23 protein-coding genes are annotated in these 24,581 nt (G+C 67.2%); 10 read left to right on the forward strand and 13 right to left on the reverse strand.

Going from position 1 to position 24,581, the window contains the following annotated elements; translation table 11 throughout:
• Positions 1–22: 22 nt before the first annotated feature.
• Positions 23–805 (reverse strand): TerC family protein, encoded by a 783-nt coding sequence (locus A6A04_RS10620; protein ID WP_068492627.1) that lies wholly within the window; start codon positions 803–805, stop codon positions 23–25.
• Between the two features lie 216 nt (positions 806–1,021).
• Here A6A04_RS10620 and A6A04_RS10625 point away from each other — a divergent pair, with 216 nt between their 5' ends.
• Both A6A04_RS10625 and A6A04_RS10630 read left to right on the forward strand, forming a co-directional pair.
• Positions 1,022–3,628, forward strand: a complete 2,607-nt coding sequence (locus A6A04_RS10625; protein ID WP_245651161.1) for a sensor domain-containing protein — start codon at positions 1,022–1,024, stop codon at positions 3,626–3,628.
• A 137-nt stretch (positions 3,629–3,765) separates the two neighbouring features.
• Positions 3,766–4,527, forward strand: a complete 762-nt coding sequence (locus tag A6A04_RS10630) for a J domain-containing protein (RefSeq protein ID WP_068492629.1) — start codon at positions 3,766–3,768, stop codon at positions 4,525–4,527.
• Positions 4,528–4,535: 8 nt separating this feature from the next.
• On the opposite strand, the gene A6A04_RS10635 is transcribed toward A6A04_RS10630, so the two are convergent.
• The 4 genes from A6A04_RS10635 to A6A04_RS10650 all read right to left on the reverse strand — a co-directional run bounded on the left by A6A04_RS10635 (position 4,536) and on the right by A6A04_RS10650 (position 9,282).
• Complete coding sequence (locus A6A04_RS10635) at positions 4,536–5,153, reverse strand: O-methyltransferase (RefSeq protein ID WP_068492631.1); 618 nt, start codon at positions 5,151–5,153, stop codon at positions 4,536–4,538.
• Positions 5,154–5,244: 91 nt separating this feature from the next.
• Positions 5,245–5,967, reverse strand: coding sequence for a Bax inhibitor-1/YccA family protein (locus tag A6A04_RS10640; protein WP_068492633.1), 723 nt, complete (start codon positions 5,965–5,967; stop codon positions 5,245–5,247).
• Between the two features lie 88 nt (positions 5,968–6,055).
• Positions 6,056–8,596, reverse strand: coding sequence for an ABC transporter permease (locus A6A04_RS10645; protein ID WP_245651162.1), 2,541 nt, complete (start codon positions 8,594–8,596; stop codon positions 6,056–6,058).
• The gene (locus tag A6A04_RS10650) at positions 8,593–9,282 is read right to left on the reverse strand and encodes an ABC transporter ATP-binding protein (protein ID WP_068492637.1); all 690 of its coding nucleotides are present in this window, start codon (positions 9,280–9,282) and stop codon (positions 8,593–8,595) included. Before A6A04_RS10650 ends, A6A04_RS10645 begins: the two co-directional genes overlap by 4 nt.
• On the opposite strand from A6A04_RS10650, the gene A6A04_RS10655 reads away from it, so the two are divergent.
• The 4 genes from A6A04_RS10655 to A6A04_RS10670 are packed head-to-tail and all read left to right on the forward strand — an operon-like array spanning position 9,281 to position 12,181.
• Positions 9,281–9,937 (forward strand): arylesterase, encoded by a 657-nt coding sequence (locus A6A04_RS10655; RefSeq protein ID WP_068492639.1) that lies wholly within the window; start codon positions 9,281–9,283, stop codon positions 9,935–9,937. The two genes, A6A04_RS10650 and A6A04_RS10655, sit on opposite strands and share 2 nt — an antisense overlap.
• Positions 9,934–11,055, forward strand: a complete 1,122-nt coding sequence (locus A6A04_RS10660) for an FIST signal transduction protein (protein ID WP_068492641.1) — start codon at positions 9,934–9,936, stop codon at positions 11,053–11,055. The genes A6A04_RS10655 and A6A04_RS10660 overlap by 4 nt, the downstream gene beginning before the upstream one ends.
• Positions 11,052–11,603: an RNA 2',3'-cyclic phosphodiesterase gene (gene thpR, locus A6A04_RS10665; protein WP_068492643.1), complete on the forward strand. Its 552-nt coding sequence runs from the start codon at positions 11,052–11,054 to the stop codon at positions 11,601–11,603. Before A6A04_RS10660 ends, thpR begins: the two co-directional genes overlap by 4 nt.
• A gap of 44 nt (positions 11,604–11,647) precedes the next feature.
• Positions 11,648–12,181 carry a hypothetical protein gene (locus tag A6A04_RS10670; RefSeq protein WP_068492896.1) on the forward strand — a complete coding sequence of 178 codons (534 nt, stop codon included), beginning with the start codon at positions 11,648–11,650 and terminating at the stop codon, positions 12,179–12,181.
• Positions 12,182–12,238: 57 nt separating this feature from the next.
• Here the strand turns inward: A6A04_RS10670 and ahcY are convergent, their stop codons facing one another.
• From ahcY to A6A04_RS10710, 8 genes are all read right to left on the reverse strand, one after another.
• Entirely contained in the window at positions 12,239–13,630 is a 1,392-nt protein-coding gene (gene ahcY, locus A6A04_RS10675; RefSeq protein ID WP_068492645.1) for an adenosylhomocysteinase, read from the reverse strand.
• Between the two features lie 104 nt (positions 13,631–13,734).
• On the reverse strand, positions 13,735–14,160 hold the full coding sequence (locus A6A04_RS23425) for a cupin domain-containing protein (RefSeq protein WP_068492647.1): 426 nt from the start codon (positions 14,158–14,160) through the stop codon (positions 13,735–13,737).
• 17 nt (positions 14,161–14,177) lie between these two features.
• Positions 14,178–15,989, reverse strand: coding sequence for a phosphoenolpyruvate--protein phosphotransferase (gene ptsP / locus A6A04_RS10685; RefSeq protein WP_068492649.1), 1,812 nt, complete (start codon positions 15,987–15,989; stop codon positions 14,178–14,180).
• A gap of 17 nt (positions 15,990–16,006) precedes the next feature.
• On the reverse strand, positions 16,007–16,318 hold the full coding sequence (locus A6A04_RS10690; RefSeq protein WP_068492651.1) for an HPr family phosphocarrier protein: 312 nt from the start codon (positions 16,316–16,318) through the stop codon (positions 16,007–16,009).
• Positions 16,315–16,722: a PTS sugar transporter subunit IIA gene (locus tag A6A04_RS10695; protein WP_068492653.1), complete on the reverse strand. Its 408-nt coding sequence runs from the start codon at positions 16,720–16,722 to the stop codon at positions 16,315–16,317. The genes A6A04_RS10690 and A6A04_RS10695 overlap by 4 nt, the downstream gene beginning before the upstream one ends.
• Positions 16,723–16,735: 13 nt before the next feature.
• Complete coding sequence (gene rapZ / locus A6A04_RS10700) at positions 16,736–17,650, reverse strand: RNase adapter RapZ (RefSeq protein WP_068492655.1); 915 nt, start codon at positions 17,648–17,650, stop codon at positions 16,736–16,738.
• Complete coding sequence (locus A6A04_RS10705) at positions 17,650–18,081, reverse strand: HPr kinase/phosphorylase (RefSeq protein ID WP_068492657.1); 432 nt, start codon at positions 18,079–18,081, stop codon at positions 17,650–17,652. The genes rapZ and A6A04_RS10705 overlap by 1 nt, the downstream gene beginning before the upstream one ends.
• Positions 18,082–18,149: 68 nt before the next feature.
• Positions 18,150–19,967, reverse strand: a complete 1,818-nt coding sequence (locus A6A04_RS10710; protein ID WP_068492658.1) for a lytic transglycosylase domain-containing protein — start codon at positions 19,965–19,967, stop codon at positions 18,150–18,152.
• A 194-nt stretch (positions 19,968–20,161) separates the two neighbouring features.
• Here A6A04_RS10710 and A6A04_RS10715 point away from each other — a divergent pair, with 194 nt between their 5' ends.
• The 4 genes from A6A04_RS10715 (at position 20,162) to A6A04_RS10730 (ending at position 24,523) form a co-directional block, all read left to right on the forward strand.
• Complete coding sequence (locus tag A6A04_RS10715; RefSeq protein ID WP_068492660.1) at positions 20,162–21,088, forward strand: DUF1848 domain-containing protein; 927 nt, start codon at positions 20,162–20,164, stop codon at positions 21,086–21,088.
• A 195-nt stretch (positions 21,089–21,283) separates the two neighbouring features.
• Entirely contained in the window at positions 21,284–21,526 is a 243-nt protein-coding gene (locus A6A04_RS10720; protein WP_156612556.1) for a hypothetical protein, read from the forward strand.
• 100 nt (positions 21,527–21,626) lie between these two features.
• On the forward strand, positions 21,627–23,414 hold the full coding sequence (locus tag A6A04_RS10725; protein ID WP_068492664.1) for an extracellular solute-binding protein: 1,788 nt from the start codon (positions 21,627–21,629) through the stop codon (positions 23,412–23,414).
• Positions 23,411–24,523, forward strand: a complete 1,113-nt coding sequence (locus A6A04_RS10730) for a microcin C ABC transporter permease YejB (RefSeq protein WP_068492666.1) — start codon at positions 23,411–23,413, stop codon at positions 24,521–24,523. Before A6A04_RS10725 ends, A6A04_RS10730 begins: the two co-directional genes overlap by 4 nt.
• The last annotated feature ends 58 nt before the right edge of the window (positions 24,524–24,581 follow it).

A 24,581-nucleotide genomic window follows, 5' to 3' on the forward strand; every position in this document is an offset into this window, starting at 1 on the left:
GAATAGCACCCTCCCGCCAGATTCAGGGAACCGGGGTGCGCAGTTTGACCGGCGCGCGCTTGCGGCGACGCGCCATCAGATTGAGGACCTCGATGCCGAGCGAGAAGCCCATGGCGAAGTAGAGATAGCCCTTGGGCACATGGACGCCCGTCCCTTCCGCCACCAACGCCATGCCCACCAGCATCAGGAAGGACAGGGCCAGCATCTTGATGGTGGGATGGTTCTCGATCAGTTCGGACAAGGGATTGGCCGCCACCACCATGACCACCGAGGCCAGGACCACCGCCGCCACCATCACCCACAGGTTATTGGCCATGCCCACCGCGGTGATCACCGAATCCAGCGAGAACACGATGTCGAGCACCGCGATCTGGACCACCACCGCGCCCATGCCGGCGGTCGCCGCGGCGGCCACCGCCGGGGAGGAGGCGGTTTCACCGGTCGGAGGTGCCGCGGCGGCGGCGTCTTCCTCGCCCTCCAGGCTGCCGTGAATTTCATGGGTGGCCTTGGCCACCAGGAAGACGCCACCGCCGATCATGATGATGTCGCGCCAACTGACCGGATGGTCCCAGATGACGAAGACCGGCTCCACCAGACCCGCGACCCAACTGATGGAGCCCAGCAGGGCAATGCGGGTCACCAGGGCGAACACCAGCCCCAGGCGCCGTCCCATGGGGCGCATCGGTTCGGGCAAGCGGTTGGAAACGATGGCGAGATAGACCAGATTGTCGACGCCAAGGACGATTTCCAGCACGGCCAAGGTCGCGAGACTGAGCCAGATGTCCGGATCGGCGAGCCATTCCATGGGAACCCCCGTGATGAGCGGCGACGGAAGCGCTCCATCGGCCAGTGCGGCGAATGTAAGACAATTTGCCCGATATTCCAGCCCCTCGTGTTCGAGCGGCCGGTATATCCAATTCCTGCCATTGGCCGTGGTGGTACGGGTTGCCTGATCCCGCCGATCCCGATACCATCCCGATACAGCGTTTTTGGCACCCGGAACCATCCGGGAGGGGAGAGGGTGAGCAACAACAGATCTCCAGCCGGGTCCACCACCGCCGCCGATGACGTGGCGGGAGAGGTGGGATTCGGTGTGCCCCCGGGCGTTCCCTGCGCCCCGGAAGAGGCCTTGCCGCGTCTGGCCGAGGCGGAAGCCCGGCTGCATGGCCTGACCCTGGGATTGCCCGGCTTCATCTTCCAGCGGACCAGGGCCGCCGACGGCGCCATCGCCTATCCCTGGATCAGCGACAGCGTCCAGGATTTGCTGGGCTTTCCCGCCACCGCCATGGCGGTCAATGCCAAGGGTTGCCTGCAGGTGATCCATTGGGCCGACCGCGACGGCCATCTGGCGGAAATCCTCCGCTCGGCCAAGACCCTGACCTCGTGCCGCGAGGAATTCCGCGCCATCACCGCCACCGGCGAGGTACGCTGGCTGCGGGGCGCGTCCAATCCGCGTCGCACCGGGGACGGCGGGGTGACCTGGGATGGGGCGGTGGTGGACGTCACCGAGGGGCGCCGCGCCGAACTGCGGCTCGACATGCTGATGGACCATGCCGATGATTCCATCCTGATCCTGGATTCCCAGGGTTCCATCGACACCGTCAACGCCGCCGCCCAGCGGCTGTTCGGTCGCACCGCCGCCGAGATGGTGGGGCAGCCCTTCTCCATCCTGCTGCCGCCCGAGCTGCGCCATGCCGAGCTGCTGGACGCCCCCGAGACCTCGTCTGCCACCGTGGTGGGGGGCGGTCCGCGCGAACTGACCGGCTTGCGCCAGGACGGCACCACCTTCGACCTGGAACTCTCCACCAGCGAGGTCCGGCTGGAAGGCCAGCGCCTGTTCGTGGGCATCGGCCGTGACATCACCCGCAGGCGCAGGACCGAGGCCGCATTGCGGGAAACCCAGCAGCGCCTGGGCGCCATCGCCGCCAATATGCCGGGCATGGTGTTCCAGCGCAGCCTGAGCCCCGATGGGGTCCTGTCCTTTACCTATGTCAGCGAGGGGTGCCGCGCCATTCTCGGCCTGGAGCCGGAAGAGTTGACCCGCGACCCGGACCTGTTCCTGTCCCTGCTGGGCGACGACGAACACCAGGCCTTCCTGACCGCCCTGGGCCGCTCGGCCCGCACCATGGAGCCGTTCGACGAGGAAATGTCTGTGGCGGGTACTGGCATGGGCGGACGGCGGCGCTGGCTGCGCGGCCAGTCGCGCCCGACCCAGCGTCCCGATGGGATCGTGGTCTGGGACGGTGTCTTGCTGGATGTCACCGACCGCAAGCTGGCCGAGCAACGCCTCGCCTTCCTCGCCTTCCACGACCCCATGACCCGCCTGCCCAACCGCACCGCCTTCCTGGAGCGATTCGCCGCCGCCGCCGAGGAAGCCCGCGCCCAGGCGGGCCTGATGGCGGTGGTCAGCCTGGGCATCGACCGGCTCGGCATCATCAATGCCACCATGGGCCACAGCGTCGGGGATCAGGTGCTGATGGCCGCCGCCGACGTGGTGCGCGCCGCCATCGGGTCCGGCGACGTGATGGCCCGGGCGTCGGGCGACCGCTTCCTGCTGCTGCTGACCGGGCTCGCCTCCAAGCGCGACATGACCGAGGCGCTGGACCGGCTGCATCACGGTTCCCAGGCCACGGTGACCGTGGACGGCCAGGAATTCGACATCTCCGCCGCCATGGGCGTGTCGGCCTTCCCCCGCGACGGCGAGGACGCCGAGACCCTGATCAAGAACGCCGACGCCGCCTTCCAGCGGGCCAAATCCCAAGGTCCCGCCACGCTGCAGATGTTCAACAAGGAGATGAGCACAAGGGCGGCCAAGACCTTGTCGCTGCAGAACCGGCTGCGCCGCGCGGTGGAGAACGCCGAGCTGTCGGCCCATTACCAGCCCCAGGTCGACCTGTCCACCGGCGCGGTGATCGGCATGGAGGCGCTGGTGCGCTGGCAGAGCCCGGAGCTGGGCATGGTCTCGCCCGCCGACTTCATTCCGGTGGCCGAGGAATCCGGCCTGATCGACGCCGTCTGCGAATTCATGCTCGATGTCTGCGCCCATCAGAACAAGGAGTGGCAGGACCAGGGCCTGCCCGCCATTCCGGTAGCGGTCAATGTCTCGGGGCGCCAGTTCCAATATGCCCGGCGGCTGCTGTCGGCCTGCGAGCGGGTGCTGGCCACCTCCGGTCTCGACCGCCGCTGGCTGGAACTGGAGCTGACGGAAAGCTCGGCCATGCGCGACGCCGACAATGCCATCGCCGTGGTGCAGCAGCTCAAGGAAATGGGGATCGGCTGCGCCATCGACGATTTCGGCACCGGCTATTCCTCGCTGTCGGTGCTCAAGCGCTTTCCCATTCAGAAGCTGAAGATCGACCGCTCCTTCGTCATGGACATCACCACCGATCCCAATGACGCCGCCATTGTCGACGCCATCGTCGCCATGGCCAAGGCGCTGAAGCTGAAGGTGGTGGCCGAGGGTGTCGAGAACCAGGAGCATCTGGACTTCCTGCGCGGCCTCGGCGCCGACCAGATCCAGGGCTATTTCTTCAGCAGGCCGCTGCCCGCCGATGGCATGCGCCAATTGCTGGCGGAAGGCCGCAAGCTGGATCTTCAGCCGCTGGACACCCTGATGGCTCATATCTGAAAGAGACAATATTTCAATATGATGGCCTGTGTAGCTTCATGTTTTTTCTGAACAGCCAACATTGGCAGTTGACTGGAATTGGCGCTCGGGCATAGTCGGGGCGGGGATCAGATCACCGCCAATCTTGCGATGCGTTCATGAGAGACCAAGCCGACTCCGTCGTCACCGCCACCATCAAGCATTCCTATACCGTTCCCTGCTCCAGCGCCTTCCGTGACGCCGTCGAGCAACTGGCGGCGCGGCGCAAGGTCAATGTGGGCGACATCGCCCGCTCGGTGCTGCTGGTGGTCTCGCCCGAGGCCCTGGCCACCTGCCCCGATCCCGGCGAGCCGCCGCCCGAAGACCGCGAGACGGTCATCCTGAAATCCGGCCCGGCCCAGGGGCGGCCCTGGCGCCGCAAGCCTCGCCTGCAGGTGCGCATGGCGCCCGGCTATCAGATCGACCATGTCCGCCGCGCCCTCGGCCTCGCCCTGGCCATGGAGCAAGGCGCCATCCGGGTCCGCCTGGAAGACCCCAAGGCGGCGCCGCCACCCGAACCCGCCGCCGAGGACCGGCGGCCGTCGCCGCCACCCCGCGAGGAGGAGGCCTTCCCCAAGGTGGAGCGCCGCCGGGGCGTGCGCGAGCAGCACCAGAAGCTTCAGGCCATCAGCGAGGAAATCGACCGCCTGAAGGCCATCATCAGCGTGCTGGCCTTCGAGCCGCTGCCCGATGGCGTGCAGACCCGGGCCGAGGCCTTGTATGTTCTGGGCTTCGCGCCGGGAGATTTTCCCGACGCCCGCACCCTTCGCGCCAAATTCCGCATGCTGGCCACCATCCACCATCCCGACAGCAACCACGGCGACCACCAGCGCATGAGCCAGCTGAACCAGGCCATGCAGTTGTTGCGCGACACGCTGTAACCGCTTTCTCAGGCCACCGGCAGCCCGGTCTGGCTATCGATGGCGGGGCGGACCAGCGCCGAGAAGGCGACCACCAGCGGCCGCACCGATGGCGGAGTGCAGATCAAGGCGTCGCACAGGCAGGTCACGTCATAACGAAAGCGGGCATTGACCGCCAGGATCACCTCGGACAGGCCCGGCCAGCAATCCGCCTTGTAGGGCGGCGGCGGCGGCGCCAGGAAGGCCCGCGCATCGTCGATCAGGATGACATGCTGGAACGGCGATTGGGCGATGGCCTCCAACTCGCCCAGCAGCGGGCAATAATCGGCGCCACCGAACCAGCCGCCACCCGCATGGGCATCCAGCCAGAACAGGGCGGGGCCGTCCAGGGTCGGCACCACATCTTGCAGCGCCAGTACCGAATCATCGTGGATCAGCGTAACATTGTCGCGCCCGGCCAGCCGGGCGCGGGCCTGGGCGTGGTAGTCCTCGTTGGATTCAACCGTGGTGACCCGCTCGAACACATCCGCCGCCCATTCCGACGAATGTCCAAGGAAGGTTCCGGTCTCGACAAAGTGCCTCAGGCCGAAGCCTTCGGCCATGGAACGGGCCAGATCGGAAAGCGGTCCGGATGTCAGCGTTCCCATGCACTTACCCCTGCGCGGCTCTGGCCGGGGCAAGCAAAAGGCCCCCGGATTGCTCCGGGGGCCATCATCCCAAATTTCGCCGGAATAGCAACTAGTCGTCGCGGCGCACGCCCATGAATTGCAGCAGGAACATGAACAGGTTGATGAAGTCCATGTAGAGCTGGAGGGCACCGAAGATCGCCTTCTTCTGAGCCACCTCGGAGTGGTCGCCCTCCCAGTACATCTGCTTGATGTTCTGGGTGTCATAGGCGGTCAGGCCCGCGAAGATCAGCACGCCCGCCGCGCTCATGACGAAGTGCAGCATGGGGCTGGCGAGGAAGATGTTGACGATGCCCGCGATCAACAGGCCCCACACACCCATGATCAGGAAGCTGCCCATGCCGGACAGGTCCTTCTTGGTGGTGTAGCCGTAGAGGCTGAGGCCCGCGAAGGCGGCGGCCGTGATGAAGAACACCCGGGCCACCGAGGCGCCGGTGAACACCAGGAACACCGAGGCCAGCGAGGCGCCCATCAGACCGGCATAGACCCAGAACAGGGTCGAGGCGGTCGAGGCCCGCATGGACTCGATCTTGGCGCTCATGAAGAACACCAAACCCAGCGGCGCCAGCATGAACACCCATTTCAGGGGCGAATGCACCACGACGGCGTTAAGCGCCGGGACGCTGGCGATGACCCAGGCGACGATGCCGGTCAAGGCCAGGGCGGAGGCCATGTAATTGTACACGCTGAGCATGTACTGCCGCAGGCCCACATCGATTTGAGCGGCTTCGGCCTGGGCGGCGCTCATGTATCTGGGGTCTGATCCGAAAGCCATGGTCGTTCCTCTGACTGAGTACGGTTGAGACTGCTACCAATATGGAGAAGTCCTGGAGGGAATCAAGTTACCGTATTTCTTGAAGGGGCTATTCCCCCCGCAGCAGCGGCGCCGCCTTGGCCCCCAAGGCCCGCCAGGTCCCGGCGAATCCGGCCAGCAGGCTGGCGCCGACGCAGGCGCCCAGGGTGGCGGCGGTGATCCCGGGCAGGAACACCCAGTCGGCTTTCATGACATGAACCAGGATGGCCCAGGCCGCCAGCGAGCCGGTGACGGCGGCGGCCAGGCCGGTAGCTAGGCCGATCAGGGCGAATTCCGCCAGATAGGCCCGCCACAACTGGCGCCGGGTGGCGCCCAGCACCTTGAGCACCACCGACTCCCACACCCGGCGGCGATGCCCGGCCATCACCGCCCCGGCCAGCACCATGCCGCCCGCCGCCAGGGTCACCAGCCCGGCGAGGCGCACCGCCAGATCGGCCTGGCCGATGATGGCGCGTACCGCTTCCAGCGCCTCCTTGACCCGGATGGAGGTGACATTGGGTAGCCGGTCGGTGACGGCCTTTTCCACCGTGCCGTCGCGCTCGGGGGCGGCGCGCACCGTGGCGATCACCGTGTAGGGCGCGCCGTCCAGGGCGCCGGGCGATAGCAGGAAGGCGAAATTCATCGACAGGCTGGACCAGTCGATCTGGCGCAGATTGGCCACCTCGACTTCGATCTCGCGCCCCAGCACGTTCAGTCCCAGCCGGTCGCCGACCCGCAGGCCGAAGCCCTTGGCCACCGCCGCGTCCACCGAGACCAGCGGCGGACCGGCATAGGTGGCGGGCCACCATTTTCCTTCCACCACCCGCGTGCCGGGCGGTGGTTCGGCGGCGGTGGACAGGCCGCGATCGCCCCGTGCCGCCCATTGGGTTTCCGGAGCGATGCTGGCCTGACCCACCGGCACGCCGCGAATGGAGCTGATGCGGCCGCGCACCATGGCGGCATGCTCGATCCCGGAGTCCGGATCGGCGCCGCGGGCCGCCTCTTCCAACCCCGCCACCTGATCGGGCTGGACATCGATGAAGTAGAAGGATGGCGCCCGCGCGGGCAGGCGCTCGCCGAACTGGGCGGCCAGATTGCCTTCCACCAGGGCGATGGTGACCAGCACCGTCAGCCCCAATCCCAGCGACAGCACCATCCCCACCACCGCCGAGCCCGGCCGGTGGAGATTGGCCAGCCCCAACCTCCAGGTCGGCCCCACCAGCTTGCCGTGCCGCTCCGACAGGAAGGCCGCCAGCCGTGACAGGCCCCAGGCCAGCAGCCGGAACAAGCCCAAAGTGGCGATGGCGGCAGCGACGAACCACGCCGCCAGCGGCCGGTTGCCCGAGGCCAGCACCGTCAGCGCGGCCAGACCCAGGGCGGCGGCGGCCAGCACCGTCAGGCTGGCGCGGTCGGGCCAGCCGCCCACCGGCACCGCCAGACGGCGGAACAGGGTGGAGGCGGGCACCATGCGGGCGCGGGCCAGCGGCCACAAGGTGAAGACCAGGGCCGAGAGCAGGCCGAATCCGGCGGCGTTCAGCAGGGCCACCGGAAACAATCCGGCCTTGGCGGGCAGCGGCAGCGACTCCCCGCCCAGAGCCAGCACCAACGGCGTCACCGATGCCCCCACCGCCAGACCCAGCACGATCCCGGCCAGGGCGAGGCTGCCCACCAGGATCAGATATGTGATCAGGATCATACGGGACGGCGCCCCCAGGCATTTCAGCATGGCGATGGTGGCGATCTTGCCGTCGAGGAAGGCCTTGACCGCGTTGGCGACGCCGATGCCGCCCACCAGCAGCGCCGTCAACCCTACCAGGGTCAGGAAGGAGGACAGGGTATCGAGAAAACGGCCGACCCCGGGGGCGGCGTCGGAGATGTCGCGCAGCTGCCAGGCGGCATCCGGAAAGCGGCGCCCCAGCTCGGCCTTGGCCTCGGCGGCGGAGCGCCCCGGCTCCAGCGCCACCCGGACCGAATAGCGCACCAGACTGCCCGGCCGGATCAGGCCGGTGGCCTCCACCGCTTCCCGCGATGCCATCAGCCGGGGACCAAAGGACAGGGCGGTGGCGACGCGGTCGGGCTCCTTGGCGATGACGGCGCGAATCTCCAGCTCGATCTCGCCCACCCGCAGCCTTTGCCCCACCGCCAGCCCCAGACGGTCCAGCAGATTGGCCTCGGCCACCGCGCCCCAGACACCGTCGCGGATGGAAAACGGATCGAGGGGATGCGACGCCGCCAGTTCCAGCTTTCCCACCAGGGGATAGGCCGCATCCACCCCTTTCAGCTCCACCAGGGCGCGGTCGCGATTGCCATCCACCGTGGCCATCACCCGCATTTCCATGCCCTCGGTGACGTGGCCCAACTCCAGCAGGGCGGTGCGCTGGTCGCCTTGGGGCGGGGCATGGGACTGCCGTATATCCAGATCGCCGCCCAGCAGGGCGCGGGCATCGGTGGTCAAGGCCAGGTCCACGGCGGCGCGCAAGGACCCCGAGGCGGCGATTGCCGCCACCCCCAAAGCGAGGCAGGCCACCAGCACCCGCATGCCCTTCAGCCCGCCGCGCAATTCGCGCCGGGCCAGACCCAGGGCCAGGGCGAGGACCGGCGCGGCGCTCACGCCGCCACCCGCCCATCCTCGATGCGCACCACCCGGCCGCAGCGGGCCGCCAGCGTATCGTCATGGGTGACCAGAACCAGGGTGGCGCCGAAATCGCGGTTCAGCTCGAACAGCAGATCCATCACGGCGCGGCCGGTGGCGCCGTCCAGATTGCCGGTGGGCTCGTCGGCCAGCAGCAGCCGGGGCCGGATGACGAAGGCCCGCGCCAGGGCGACCCGCTGCTGCTCACCGCCCGACAACTGGCCGGGATAGTGGTCGAGGCGATGGCCGAGGCCGACCCGGCGCAATTCCTCGGCCGCCGCCGCGAAGGCGTCGGCCCGCCCGGCCAGTTCCAGCGGCACCGCCACGTTCTCCAGCGCCGTCATGGTGGGAATCAGGTGAAAGGACTGGAAGACGATGCCCACATGGTCGCGGCGGAACCGGGCCAGGTCGTCCTCGTCCAGGGCGGCGAGATCGTGGCCCGCCACCTGGACGCGGCCCGATGTGGGGCGTTCCAGCCCGCCCATCACCATCAGCAGGGTGGACTTGCCCGAGCCCGAGGGACCCACCACGCCGAGGGTCTCGCCCGCCGCCACGGCGAGGTCGAGACCGCGCAAGACATTGACCTCGCCCGCCAAGCTCGCCAAGTTGAGATGGATGCCCTCCAGCGCCACGAGGGGCGGGGCAGCGAGCGGGGGATGCGGCATGTCTTTCCTTTCACGGGTGATCCTGCGATATGGGGCATTGGTGATGGTTGTCAACGCCCTGATGGGCGAGGCCCTGGCGGCGCCGGTTCGAATCCTGGCGCTGGGCGACTCCCTGACCGCCGGATTCGGCCTGCCCGCCGAATCCGCCTTTCCCGCCCGGCTGGAAGCCGCGCTGCGCGCCGAGGGCCGCGATGTGCGGCTGATCAACGCCGGCGTGTCCGGCGACACCACCCAGGGCGGACTGGCCCGGTTGACCTGGGCGCTGGCGGAAAAGCCCGACCTCGCCATCCTCGAACTGGGGGCCAATGACGGGTTGCGCGGCCTCGACCCCAAGCTGACCCGCGCCAATCTCGACGCCATCCTCAAGCGTTTCGAGCGGGAGCGCATTGGCGTGCTGTTCACCGGCATGCTGGCGCCGCCCAATTACGGTCCCGCCTATGAAGCCGAGTTCAAGGCGGTGTTCTCGTCCCTGGCCCGCGAGCATGGCCTGCTGTTCTATCCCTTCTTCCTCGACGGCGTGACCGGCAATCCCCGCCTGACCCTACCCGATGGCCTGCACCCGTCCGCCCAGGGCGTCGACGAGATCGTGCGCCGCATCCTGCCTTCGGTCCGCCAGTTGCTGGACCGCCATGCCGCCCAGGGAGGTGCCCGATGACGGACCAGCCCTTTACCGTCGCCCATTCCCGCGCCTCCCATTGGGGATTGGCGGCCAAGGCCTGCCTGGACGGTCTGGGCGGCGCCCCAGCCCGGTCGAATCTGGGCATCTTGTACGCCAATGAGGGCTTTTCGTCGGATATCGCCAGCATCCTGACCTTCCTGCGCGAGATCACCCATATCGAGCACTGGGTCGGCGGCGTCGCCCCCGGCCTGTTCGTGGACGGGCAGGAATACCGCAACGACTTTCCCGGCAGCGGCGGCGCATTGGCGGTCATGGTGGGTCATCTCGATCCCGCAACGTTCCATGTCTTCGGCGGCGATGCCGGAACCTGGCCCGCCGAGCACGCCCCCGCCAATGGTCTGGTGCATGGTGATCCCCGCGACCCCGGCCTGCTGGACGCGGTCGCCGAGATGGCCGAATCCACCGGTTTCCTGGCTGGAGGCCTGCTCTCGGCGGTGGGGCCGCCCGCCCAACTGGCGGATCAGGTGGTGGCGGGGCGCCTCAGCGGCCTGCTGCTCGACCCCTCGGTGCCGGTGCTGACCGGCATGACCCAGGGCTGCACCCCCATCGGCCCGGTCCACACCATCACCGAGGCCTGGGACGGGGTGCTGATGGGGCTCGACGAGCGCCCGGCCCTGGAGGTGCTGAAGGAGGAGGTGGGAGAATTGCTGGCCCGCGACCTGCGCCGCATCGCCGGTTACATCCATGTCGCCCTGCCGGTGGCGGGCTCCGACATCCCCGATTATCAGGTCCGCACCCTGATCGGCATCGATCCCACCAATGGCTGGCTGGCCATGGCCGACCAGCCCGAGGTGGGCGAGGAGCTGATCTTCGTGCGCCGCGACGCCAACGCGGCCCGGGCCGATCTGCGCCGCATGCTGGCCGATATCAAGGCCCGCCTGGGCAACCGCTCCATCCGCGCCGGGATCTATGTGTCATGCACCGGCCGGGGCATCCATATGTTCGGTGAGGAGGGCGCCGAGGCGGCGGTCCTGCGCGAGGAATTGGGTGACTTCCCCCTGATCGGCTTTTTCGCCAATGGCGAGATCAACCGCGACCGCCTTTACGGCTTCACCGGGGTGCTGACCGTGTTGGCGGGGGATGCCGCTCCGTGATCCGGCTGTTCGTGGCCCTGGAACTGCCCCCGGCCACCCGCGCCCGGCTGGTGGCGCTGGGCGGCGGCCTGGAGGGCGCCCGCTGGGTCGAATTCCACAACCTGCATCTGACGCTGCGCTTCATCGGCGAGGTGGACGAGGCCCAGGCCGAGGACATCCATCACGAACTGGCGTCCATCCGCGCCGAGCCCTTGGACTGGGTGCTGAGCGGGCTGGGACTGTTTGGCGACCGCCACCGCGCCCACACCCTGTGGGCGGGGGTCGAATTGTCCGACGCGCTGGAGCGGCTGGCGGCGAAGGTCGATGCGGCGGTGCTCCGCGCCGGGGTCAAACCGGACCCGAAACGGTACACGCCCCATGTCACCCTGGCCCGGTTGAAGAATACTCCACCCCCTCGCATCCAGGCTTTCATGGCCGGATGTCCGGTGATCGGCCCCGAAGTCATTCCGGCCGAGGAGTTCTGCCTCTATCGCAGCAGATTGGGCCGCCACGGACCCGACTACGACGTGTTGGAACGCTATCCCTTGGGGTTGAGGGCGGCGCCCTGAACATTGGCTTGTTCCCCCGCCGCCTTCCCGGTATTTTCACCCCCATGATGCGCCGTGCCTTCCGCCTTGCCCTGCCGCTGCTCGCCGGTCTCGCCCTGGCGGGGTGCTCGCGCGGCACCAACCTGCCGCCCACCTCTGGTACCGCCTCGGACCAGCCGGTCAATTTCCAGCTGGTCACCGATATTCCGATCCCGGCGGGGGCCACCATGGACAACGACCGCTCGCTGATCCTGTCGGACCGCGACCGCTGGACCGGACGGGTGGTGATGACGCTGTCCAATTCCGCCAACGAGGTCACCGCCTTCTACCAATCGCAGATGCCCAATTTCGGCTGGCAGCCCATGATGAGCGTCACCGCCGAGACCAGCGTGTTGACCTATTTGCGCGGCGACCGCGCCGCCACGGTGCAGGTGGAGCGGCGCACCGTCTATGGCACCACCGTGTCGGTGACGGTGGCGCCCAAGCAATCGGACGCCAGTTCGGTCGGCTATGAGTCCTCGCCCGCGCCTCGCGCCGCGCCGTCATCCTCGGGCGGCATCCGTTCGGAGCAACTGGCCCCGCCCGCGTCACGGCGGTAGGGACCCAAAGAAAAAGCCCCCTGGCCGTCGGCCAGGGGGCTTTCGCGTTCCGCGATCTTAGTAGCGGTAGGCTTCGCCCTTGAAGGGACCGGCCACCGGCACGCCGATATAGTCGGCCTGCTTGGTGTTCAGCGTGGTCAGCCGGGCGCCCAGCTTGGCCAGATGCAGGGCGGCAACCTTCTCGTCCAGGCTCTTGGGCAGGACATAGACCTTCTTCTCGTACTTACCGGGATTGGTGAAGATCTCGATCTGGGCCAGCACCTGATTGGTGAAGGAGGCGCTCATGACGAAGCTGGGATGGCCGGTGGCGCAGCCCAGATTGACCAGGCGGCCCTCGGCCAGCAGCAGGATGCGGTTGCCGTTGGGGAAGGCGATCTCGTCCACCTGCGGCTTGATATTGGTCCACTTGAAGTTCTTCAGGCCAGCGACCTGAATCTCCGAGTCGAAGTGGCCGATATTGCAGACGATGGCGCGGTCCTTCATGGCGCGCATGTGATCGACGGTGATCACGTCCACATTGCCGGTGGTGGTGACGAAGATGTCGCCGCGCGGCGCGGCGTCTTCCATGGTCAGCACCTCATAGCCTTCCATGCAGGCCTGCAGGGCGCAGATGGGGTCGATCTCGGTGACGATGACGCGGCAGCCCTGGCTGGCCAGGGATTCGGCCGAACCCTTGCCCACATCACCGAAACCGGCGACCACGGCGACCTTGCCCGCCAGCATGACGTCGGTGGCGCGGCGGATGCCGTCCACCAGGCTCTCGCGGCAGCCATACTTGTTGTCGAACTTGGACTTGGTCACCGAGTCGTTGACGTTGATGGCGGGCCACAGCAGGGTGCCCTTCTTCTCCATCTCGTACAGACGATGGACGCCGGTGGTGGTCTCCTCGGTCACGCCGCGGATGGCGGTGCCGTTGCGGGTGTACCAGGTCTTGTCGGTGGCCAGCTTCTTCTTGATGGAGGCGAACAGGACTTCTTCTTCCTCGCAGGTCGGATTGGCGAGGACGGAGATGTCCTTCTCGGCCCGCATGCCCAGATGGATCAGCAGGGTGGCGTCGCCGCCGTCATCCAGGATCATGTTGGGGCAGCCGCCATCGGCCCAGTCGAAAATGCGGTGGGTGTAGTCCCAGTAGTCTTCCAGGGTCTCGCCCTTGACGGCGAAGACCGGGGTGCCGGCGGCGGCGATGGCGGCGGCGGCGTGGTCCTGGGTCGAGAAGATGTTGCAAGACGCCCAGCGGACATCGGCGCCCAGCGCCTTCAGGGTCTCGATCAGCACACCGGTCTGGATGGTCATGTGCAGCGAACCGGCGATGCGGGCGCCCTTCAGCGGCTGGCTGGGGCCGTATTCCTCGCGGGTGGCCATCAGGCCGGGCATCTCGCTCTCGGCGATGTCCAGTTCCTTGCGGCCCCAATCGGCCAGCGCAATGTCGGCAACAACGTAATCGGTCATGATGGGCCCTCGGCGAAATGGGATGGCTATGGCTGGACCGTATGTAACAGTCCGCCCGGCAAAACGCAATAGGACATAAAGATATCTTTATGTGGGAATAAGGGCTACCGATCCGCCACCGCGTTGGCGGTGCCCTCGGCCCCCATGGATATGGCCAGGATGCGCACCGGCACCGTGCCGGTATTGACGCCCTTATGGGACACCGCCATGGCCTCGACGAAGGCGTCGCCCCGCCGGAACACCCGCTTGCCCTTCGGCCCGTAATCCACCGTCACCTCGCCATCCAGGATATAGGCGACCATGGGCGCGGGGTGGTGGTGCGGCACCGTCTCAGCCCCGGGCGCGATGGTCACGATCTGGGTGGTGACCTTGGCCGGGCCGGTGGCGGGATAGGCGATGGGTTCGCCCACCACGGTGGTGGAGGTACTGAATAGCTCCTGGGTGGGATAGACCTCGGCCGCCGCGACCAGACGCGGCTGCATGATCGAGATCATAGTAATCGTGATGACGAACCCCAGCCGGATCCACATGACTTCCCCCTTATGTCTCAGCGTCCCGCGCTGTTGAAGCGGTCGACCAGTTGAGCGATGCGGCCGCCGTCATTCAGCTCCATGACCTCGCGCGCCAGTTCGGCGGCGGCGGCCATGCCGGTGGTCCGGATGCGGGCCTTGATCACCGGCACATTGGACGCGGTCATGGACAGTTCGCGGATGCCAAGGCCCATCAGCAGGGCGCTAAAGCGCGGGTCGCCCGCCATCTCACCGCAGACGCAGACCGGGATGCGGGCGCGGGCCGCCGCCTGGGCGGTGAACTGGATCAGCCGCAGCACCGCCGGATGCAGCGGATTGAACAGATGCGCCACCGCCTCGTCGGAGCGATCGATGGCCAGGGTGTACTGGGTCAGGTCGTTGGTGCCGATGGAAAAGAAGTCGGCATGCCAGCTGATGGCGTCGGCGGCCAGGGCGGCGCCGGGGATTTCGATCATGGCGCCCAACGGCGGCAAGGGGTCGGGCAACGGCACCTGGGCGGCGCGCAGGCGACGCACCACCCGGTTCATCACCTCACGGGTGGCGCGCAGTTCGCCCACCGTGGCGACCATGGGAATCAGGATGCGGACGGGACCATGGGCCGCGGCGCGAAGAATGGCGGCCAGTTGGGCCTCCAGCAGGTCCTGGCGGGCGAGACCGAGGCGGATGGCCCGCAGGCCCAGGGCCGGATTGGGACCGATGGCACAGCCCAGGGCGGGGGCCAGCTTGTCGCCGCCCGCATCGAAGGTCCGCACGGTGACGGTGCGGCCGTCCATGCGTTCCACCACATCGCGCAGCACCCGGTACTGCTCGTCCTCGGAGGGCACGTCGTCGCGGTTCATGTAGAGGAATTCCGAGCGCAGCAGCCCGATCCCCTCGGCCCCCGATTCCAGTACCGCTCCCACCTCGGCGGGCAGTTCCATATTGGCCTGAAGCGAGATGCGAAGACCGTCGGTGGTCACGGCGGGCACATCCCTGAGCCGTCCCAGCAGCCGCCGGGTCTTGAGGAAGGCCGCCTTCTCGCGGCGATAATAAGCCAGGGTCTCGGGCAGGGGATTGATCACCACCAGCCCGTTGGTGCCGTCGATGATGACGGTCTCGCCGCCCTTGGCCTGGCGCAGCAGATCGGCGATGCCCAGCACCGAGGGCAGGCCCAGCGAGCGGGCCATGATGGCGGTATGGCTTTCGGCGCCGCCCACCACCGTGGCCAGCCCGGCCACCGTCTTGGGGTCCAGCAGGGCGGTGTCGGCGGGGGTCATCTCGTCGGCGACGATCACCGCATTCCTGGGCAGGGCGGTGAAGGGTCGGTAATCGGCCTTGGTCAGATTGCGCAGCAAGCGGCGGCCGATATCGCGGATATCGGCGAGGCGCGCGGCGAGATAGGGGTCCTCCATGGCCTCGAAGCCACGGATGATGTCGTTGATCTCCTGCTGCACCGCGGCCTCGGCGTTGACACGGGCGGCACGGATACGGGCTTCCACACCCCGGATCAGCCGCGATCCGTGCAGCATTTGGCGATAGGCGTCCAGCAGATAGCCCAGTTCCTCGCCCGCCGCGCCCCCCAGGGCTCCCGCCTTGGCCTGCAATTGCTCCACCTGCAGGCTGGCTTCCTCGGCGGAATCGCGGAATCGGGCGCATTCGGCCTCGACGGCGCGGGCGATGATCCGGCGTTCGCGCACCGCGATGGTGCCGGAATCATGGAGATAGAGGCTGCCGATGGCGATGCCGCGCGACACGCCCAGCCCGTCCAGCACAACCTCGCCCCGGCTTTGCCCGGAACAGATCCTGCTCGCCTGGGAAGAAGCGCCGTCGTCGCCATCGTGGGATGTCATGGGCGGTAGGCCGATCCTCAATCCTCGTCGAATTTGCGATCCACCAGCTCGACCAGGGCGTCGAGCGCCTCGTTGGCCTGGGCGCCGGTGGCCCGAAGGTCGATGGAGCAGCCGGGCGCGGCCGCCAGCATCATCAACCCCATGATGGACAGGCCCGAAACCTCGGTACCGCGATGGCTGACCCAGACCTGGGCGTCGAAGGTGGCGGCCAGCTTGACGAACTTGGCGGCGGCGCGGGCATGCAGGCCACGGCGGTTGGCGATGGTGGCATTGCGCCCCAGGCCTTCCCCGTTATCGCCGCCGGGCGCATCAAGGGTGTCGGATGTCATTTGCGGTCCTGGGTCAAGAGCTTGGAAGCCACGTTGATATATTTGCGGCCCGCCTCCTGGGCACTGGCCACGGCATCGGCCAGGGCCTCGGTATGACGCACGCTGGCCAGCTTGATCAGCATGGGCAGGTTGACGCCGGCGATCACCTCGACCTTGGCCTTGTCCATGATGGAAATGGCCAGGTTGGACGGCGTGCCGCCGAACATGTCGGTCAGCACCACCACGCCATTGCCGTCATCGCATTTGGCGACGCTGGCCAGGATGTCGTTGCGGCGTTGCTCCATGTCGTCGTCAGGGCCGATGCAGACGGCACCGACACTGGGCTGTGGCCCTACCACATGCTCCATCGCCGCGACCAGCTCGTCGGCGAGCCGCCCATGGGTCACGAGAACCAGTCCGATCATCTCAATCCCCTCATCATGATCCCCCGTCGTCGAGTTCGCGGTGACGCAACTCGACGCGACTGCCGTGTTCCCTCAGCCAACCGGCGATGCGCTCGGCGATGGCCACCGATCGGTGACGCCCGCCAGTGCATCCGAAGGCAATGGTCAGATAGCTCTTACCCTCGGCGGCGAAGCGGGGCAACAACGGTTCCAACAAACCTGTCACGGAATTCAAGAAACCCGTGAAAGCCGGGTCCGCCGCCACATGCTCCGCCACCGCCGGATCCCTGCCGGTCAGCGGCCGCAATTCGGGAACATAGTGCGGATTGGCGAGAAACCGCACGTCCAGCACCAGATCCGCCTCGCGCGGCAAACCGTTTCGATAGGCAAACGACGTCACGAACACCACCAGGCGACGATCGGCGTCCAGGCCGAAGCGATTGGCCAGGGCGCGCTTGAATTCGGCCGGCGGCTGGTTGGTGGTGTCGATCATCACATCGGCCCGCGCCCGCAACGGCGACACCAGGGCGCGTTCGTGATGGATGCCGTCCAGCAGCGGCCGATCCATGGCCAGGGGATGGCGCCGCCTTGTCTCGGTGAAGCGGCGGCACAGCACATCGTCGTCGCAATCCAGGAACAGCAGGCTGACATCGATACCGCTTTCGGCCATCAGGCGGTCGATGGCGGCCAGCAGCGGCTCGACCCCGAAATCGCGGGTGCGGATATCGACGCCGATGGCCAGGGGACGCGGCACCCCGTCACCGGGGCGCACCAGACTGCCCACCAGCGACAGCGGCAGGTTGTCCACCGCTTCCCAGCCCAGATCCTCCAGCGCCTTCAGCGCCAGGGTCTTGCCCGCCCCCGACATGCCCGTGACGATAACCACCCGATTGCCGCCGCGAACGGCAGTGGGGGCTTGCGAGTTGACGGGGCTGGGACAGTCGGTCATCACGAGGGCATTATATCGCGTTTGGCCGAATGGACCGCAAGGCGAACCTTCGCCGAAGCCGAGGCGCGAAAGGGGTCAAGCTCCATGCGCGGCAGGGTCAGGCCCAGATATTCCGCGTAGCTGGGCTCGGGCAGGCGCTCGATCCGCTCGTCGCTGGTCAGATCCACCACCAGCGCCAACGGCGCCCAACTGCGATGGGTCACCCGAACGATGCCCAGGCCGCGGACCTCCAGCAGCCCGGCGATGGTTTCCGGCGCCCGCGCCACCACCCGGCTGCCTTGGCGCGACAGCTCGGTCTGGTCATCGGCGATCAACTGGGCGCCGCCATCCATCAGACGCAGGGCCAGATCGGACTTGCCGCTGCCCGAGGGGCCGCGGATCAAAACACCCTGGCCGTCGATCTCGACCGATGTGGCATGAACCAGAATCATGGAAAAAGCGTGGCGACCTATGCAACCGGAGTCAACCGGTTCTTACCGTCAAACCCACCCCCGCACCCTTACCGGCGGGTCGAGACCGGCTGGGGGTCCTGGCCGGAATAGAGCGGCCAGCCGCCGGATGCCAGGGCGTCGAGGGATTCGGCGGACTGGCCCATGCGGCTCTGATAGACCCAATAGCTGGTCATCACCCGCTGGGTGAACACCCGGGTCTCGCGCGACGGCAGGCTTTCCACGAACAGCAGCGGGTCGCCGCCATGGCGGATGGCCTGGAGCCAGCGCGCCAGATTGCCCGGACCGGCATTATAGGCGGCAGCCATCATCATCAGATTGCCGCTGACCGGCTCTTCCGCCAGCAGCTTGGAGACATAGCGCTGGCCCAGGCCCAGATTGACCTCGGGATCGGTCAGGCGGTCACGCGACAGCTTGCCGCCCGCCACCGAGGCCGCCGTGGCGGGCATCAGCTGCATCAGCCCCACCGCCCCGGCGCCGCTGCGGGCCGAGGGGTTGAACGAGGATTCCTGGCGGACCAGGGCATAGACCAGGGCCTTGTCCACCTGCCAGCCGCCCTTGGGCGTCCAGTCGGGCACCGGGAAGGCGGCGGCGTCATGGACGCGGCCGTTCTCGCGCGGCAGCGATCCGCCCATGCGCACCGCCAGGGCGGGCATCTGCCCGGCATAGGCCAGAACCAGCATGGACTGGCGCAGCGCCTTGCTGGCCGAGGGATACAGGCGGCGCAGCTCGTCCTCGGCGGCGGAGCGCTCGCCCAGCTGCAGCAGGGCCAGGGCGCGCCGGGCGCTGGGCACCCGCATCAGCATTTCGGCATCGCCCTCGGTGAAGGGCGGGGTATCCCAAGAGAACTGATTGGCATAGCCCAGCTCGGCGCGGGCCAGCATGCCATAGAAGGTGCGGGGATAGGTGGCGGCCACTTCCAGCCAGTGATTGACGGCCTCGGGGCGCTTGACCACCAGATTGGCGCGAGCTGCCCAGAAGGCGCCCGCCGCCGACTGCCAGTCCTGGCCCTCGGGGGCATTGGCGGCGGCCTCGAAATGGCGGCGCGCCTGTTCGGGCTGGCCCTGGCGCCACAGGGCGAGGCCACTGATCCAATGGGCGCCTGTCAACTGTTCGCCCGACCGCTCGGCCGAGGCCAGGGCCAGGGCGGCGGCCTTGTCATCACGGCCACCGGCGAAATGATCGGCGGCCACCATCAGCCGCAGCCGGTCGAATTCCAGGGCGGACAGGGATTGTGCCTCGGCGGAGGTCAGCATGGCCTCGGCCTTGGCGCTTTCGTCGTCCCGCAGCGCCTGGCGCAGGCGGGCCTTGAAGGCGCGAACCTTGGGCGAGGAATCCTCGATATTGAAGGCCGCCTCTTCCCACATGGCGGTGTCGGCCTCGGTATCGATCCCGGTACCCTTCAGCGAGCCGGAACGGGCGGGCGCATGCAATCCGCGCGCACCCTTGCTGGCGGCGGCCAGCCTGTAGACCGCCTCGGCCTGGGGCAGGTCGGAATAGTCGGCCAGCCAGGCGCGCAGTTCCGGCAGCTTGGCCTTGGCGCCGCTGGCCAGCAGGCGCTGGGCCAGGACATGGCCCTTCAGCAACTCGTCCTTGACCCGACCCAGTTCGCGGTCGGCGGCGGCGGTCTGTCCCTGGGCCTGCAACTGGAAGGCCCGCTTGTAGATCTCGGCATCGGCCACGGACAGCGGACGCGGCAGCGCGCTGACGCGCGCCTCGCGATTGGAGCCGGGCAGGATGGCGGCGGTCATGGGACCATCGGCGGCGGCCAACTGGGTCTTGACCCCGGGCGCGGCCTGCTCGGCCCAGGCCGGGAAGGCCGTGGTCATGATCGCCAGCATTATCACCGGGAGGAGCCGGTCGCGCATTGCTGTTCTCCTCTAGGGTTATCGACAAATCAAATCATGGTCGACGGTTTTATAAATGACCCTGGCCGCCCAGGGCAACCAAAAAAGACTCTCGTGGATTGTAATAGTTTCATAAACGTTTTATATTTCAATGAGTTGCTTGGGCAGAACTAGGCAATATGGCAAGTTCGCCGCCCAGCGGTCATAGTGGGGCTATGATCGTCTCGGCCAGCTATCGCACCGACATTCCGGCCTTTTACGGAGGCTGGTTCATGAACCGCTTCCGGGCCGGATGGGCCAAGGCGGTCAATCCTTATGGCGGTCAGGTCTCCACCATTCCCCTGCGGGTCGGGGTTGACGGCTTCGTGTTCTGGACCCGCAATATCGGTCCCTTCCAACCGGCCCTGGACGAAATCAGGGCGACCGGCCTGCCCTTCATGGTCCAATACACCGTCACCGGCTATCCCCGCGCCCTGGAAAGCTCGGTGATCGAACCCGACCGCTCTGTCGCCCTGATGGCCGGGCTGGCGGCCCGGCACGGCCCGCGCGCCGTGGTCTGGCGCTATGACCCCATCCTGCTGACCTCTCTGACGCCGCCCGACTGGCATCGCGAGAATTTCGCCCGGCTGGCGGCGGGGCTGGCCGGGATGGTGGACGAGGTTTCGGTGTCCTTTGCCCAAGCCTATCGCAAGACCGGGCGCAACCTGGCGGCAGCCGCCCGCACCCACGGCTTTTCCTGGACCGATCCGCCGCCGGAGACCAAGCGCGAACTGCTCCGGGAGCTGGCGGAGCTGGCCGCCGCCCAGGGCATGGCCTTGACCGTGTGCTCGCAGCCGGACTTGCTGGTCGCGGGCATCGGCCCGTCACACTGCGTCGATGCCAGGCGCCTGGAGGATGTGGCGGCGGGCTGGGGCAGCCCGCGTCCGGTCAAGGCCCGGCTCAAGGGCAACCGCCCCGGCTGTCTGTGCTATGAAAGCCGCGACCTCGGCGATTACGACAGTTGCCCCCATGGCTGCGTCTATTGCTATGCCGTCTCGGCCCAGGCCCAGGCCAAACGGCGGCGGTCCCGGCATGACCCCGATGGGGAATTCCTGATCCCGCCGCCATATCCGGCCCCGCCCTCGGGGCCAAGCCTGTTATAATACCAAGGCTTGGGTCTTGACGGTAAAGGCACCGGTCCTCATATGCAAAAGACTCATGTTGCTGCGCCGCACAATATTTGTGCGATGCGATAACATTATTTTCTTTATGGATTTTATACCAATGCCGATCTTTGCGATTCGAAACATCAGCGGTAGTGTAGTCGACAGGAGCACATGGAATTGAAGGGAGACATCATGGCTGCCAGCGCGATCACTCCCCACCCCGAGCGCGGCGATCTGCGCGACGTGGCCCGTCGGGCCGTGCTGCAGGCCGCCAATATGATGAACACCCGGTCCTCGCGGTTCGTCGGTAATGCCGAGCCGCCGCTGGACGAGATCATGGGCGATCCCATGGTTCGCCACCTGATGGACCGTGATGGCGTCGCCGAGGCCTCCCTGCGCGACCTGATCGACCAGATTCGCGGCCGCCTGGGCTGAGGCCATCTCCCTGAACGAACGCCCCCCCTGTCCGTCGCCGGACAGGGGGTTTCTTCTTGTCCCCTTGCCCGACGGGGCGATTGCCGCCACACTTCGGCCCATGCGCCGCCTGCTGATCATCCTCTCCCTGCTGCTGAGCCCCACCGCCGGTTTCGCCGAGCCGGTGAAGCCGATTCCGGCCGCCCATGGCATCGCCATGCACGGGGCGCTGAAATATCCGGCCGGGTTCAAGCATTTTGACTATGCCGACCCCCATGCCCCCAAGGGCGGCGAGGCCCGCCTCGCCGAGATCGGCGGCTGGGATTCCCTCAACCCCTTCATCGTCAAGGGCGAGCCGCCGGGCGGCGCCGACCTGCCGTTCGAGACCCTGATGACCGGCTCGGCCGACGAGGCCTTTTCCGAATACGGCCTGATCGCCGAGAGCATCGAGACCCCCGCCGACCGCTCCTGGGTGATCTTCACGCTGCGGCCGCAGGCGCGCTGGCACGATGGCAAGCCCATCACCGCCGACGACGTGATCTTCTCGCTCGACATCTTGAAGGCCAAGGGCCATCCCCGCTTCCGCTTCTACTACGCCGCGGTGGACAAGGCGGAGAAGCTGGCCGAGCGTCGCGTGAAATTCAGCTTCAAACCCGGCGACAACCGCGAACTGCCGCTGATCCTGGGCCAGCTTCCAGTGCTGCCCCGGCACTATTGGCAGGGCCGCGATTTCGCCGCCACCACCCTGGAGCCGCCCCTGGGCAGCGGCCCCTACAAGGTGAAAAGCTTCGAGGCCCAGCGTTCCATCACCTATGAGCGGGTCCGGGACTATTGGGGCGCCGACCTGCCGGTGCGCCGGGGCCACAACAATTTCGACCGCATCCGGTACGACACCTATCGCGACACCACCGTGGCGCTGGAGGCGTTCAAGGCCGGGGAATACGACTGGCGGCTGGAGAACGAGGCCCGCAAATGGGCCACCGGCTACACCGACTGGCAGGGGCTGAAGGATGGCCGGGGTCGCAGGGAAGCCATCCCCCATCGCCGTCCGGCGGGCATGCAGGGCTTCGCCTTCAATCTGCGCCGCGACCTGTTCCAGGATGCCCGCGTCCGCCGGGCCCTGGCCCATGCCTTCGACTTCGAATGGTCCAACAAGACCCTGTTCTATGGCCAGTACAAGCGGACCGCCAGCTATTTCGCCAATTCCGAACTGGCGGCGGAAGGCCTGCCCGGGCCGCTGGAGCTGGCGGTGCTGGAGCCCTTGCGCGCCCAACTGCCGCCCGAGGTCTTCACCCAGGCCTACCGCCCGCCGGTCACCGATGGCGACGGCAATATCCGTCCCAATCTGCGCATCGCCATGAAACTGCTGGAAGAGGCGGGCTGGGACGTGGTCGACGGCAAGCTGGTCAAGGACGGCCGCCCCTTCACCTTCGAGATCCTGCTGGTGCAGCCGGTCTGGGAACGCATCACCCTGCCCTTCGCCCGCAATCTCGCCCGGCTGGGCATCTCGGCCAATGTGCGCACCGTCGATCCCGCCCAGTACAAGAATCGCCTGGACCATTTTGATTTCGACATGATCGTCCATGTCTGGGGCCAGTCCCAGTCGCCCGGCAACGAGCAGGCCAGTTTCTGGGGTTCGGCCTCGGCCGACCAGCCCGGCACCCAGAATCTGGCTGGCATCAACAATCCCGCCATCGACTCCCTGGTGGAGCAGGTGATTTCCGCCCCCGACCGCGACACATTGGTGGCGCGCACCCGGGCGCTGGACCGCGCCTTGCTGTGGAACCACTATGTCATCCCCCATTGGCATTTGGGCACCGACCGGCTGGTGTGGTGGGACAAGTTCGGCCACCCCGCGGTCGCTCCCGCCAACGGCACCCAGTTCCTGACCTGGTGGGTGAAGCCATGATCGCCTATACCCTTCGCCGCCTGCTGCTGATCCCGCTGACCCTGCTGGGCATCATGCTGGTCAACTTCACCGTGGTGCAGTTCGCCCCCGGCGGACCGGTGGAGCTGATGCTGTCCAAGCTGCAGGGCACCAATGTGGAGGCCACGGCGCGCCTGTCCGGGGCGAGCGGCGCCGAGACCGGCCAGACCGGACGGCCGCGCGCCCCCCAGGGCCAGGGCGAACAGGGCGCCTATCGCGGCGCCCAAGGCCTCGACCCCGCCTTCATCAAGGAGATCGAGCGCCAGTTCGGCTTCGACAAGCCCGCCCATGAGCGCTTCCTTCAGATGCTGGGCCAATATATCCGTTTCGATTTCGGAAAGAGTTTCTACCGCGACGTCTCGGTGGTGGGCCTGGTGATCGAGAAGATGCCGGTCTCGGTGTCGCTGGGGCTGTGCTCGACCCTGATCATCTATCTGGTCTCCATCCCGTTGGGCATCTTCAAGGCCCGCCACGACGGATCAAAGCTGGACGTGGCCTCGTCCTGGGCCATCATCATCGGCTATGCCGTTCCCGGCTTCCTGTTCGCCATCCTGCTGATCGTGGTCTTCGCCGGGGGCAAATACCTGTCCTGGTTCCCGTTGCGCGGCCTGACCTCGTCGGACATGGAGGCTGCCTCCCTCGCCGCGCGGGCCGCCGACTGGGCCTGGCATCTGGTGCTGCCGGTCACCGCCCTGGTGGTGGGCGGCTTCGCCAGCCTGACCATGCTGACCAAGAACTCCTTCCTGGAGGAGATCAACAAGCAGTATGTCATCACCGCCCGGGCCAAGGGCCTGACCGAGACCCGGGTGCTGTACGGCCATATCTTCAGGAACGCCATGCTTCTGATCGTGGCGGGTTTTCCCCGCGCCCTGGTGGGCATCCTGTTCACCGGCTCGGTGCTGGTGGAGATCATCTTCTCCCTGGACGGCATCGGCCTGCTGGGCTTCGAGGCGGTCAGCAACCGCGACTATCCGGTGATGTTCGGCACCTTGTATGCCTTCTCGCTGCTGGGCCTGGTGCTGAACCTGATCAGCGACCTGACCTATCACTGGGTCGATCCCCGCATCGATTTCGAGGGGAGGGGCGGATGATGACATCGCTTCATGCCCCTCTCCCGCCTTGCGGGAGAGGGGCCAAGAGAGGTGGCCC

Origin of the sequence: Paramagnetospirillum marisnigri (assembly GCF_001650715.1) — a bacterium.
In the GTDB taxonomy this organism is placed as follows: Bacteria; Pseudomonadota; Alphaproteobacteria; order Rhodospirillales; family Magnetospirillaceae; genus Phaeospirillum; species Phaeospirillum marisnigri.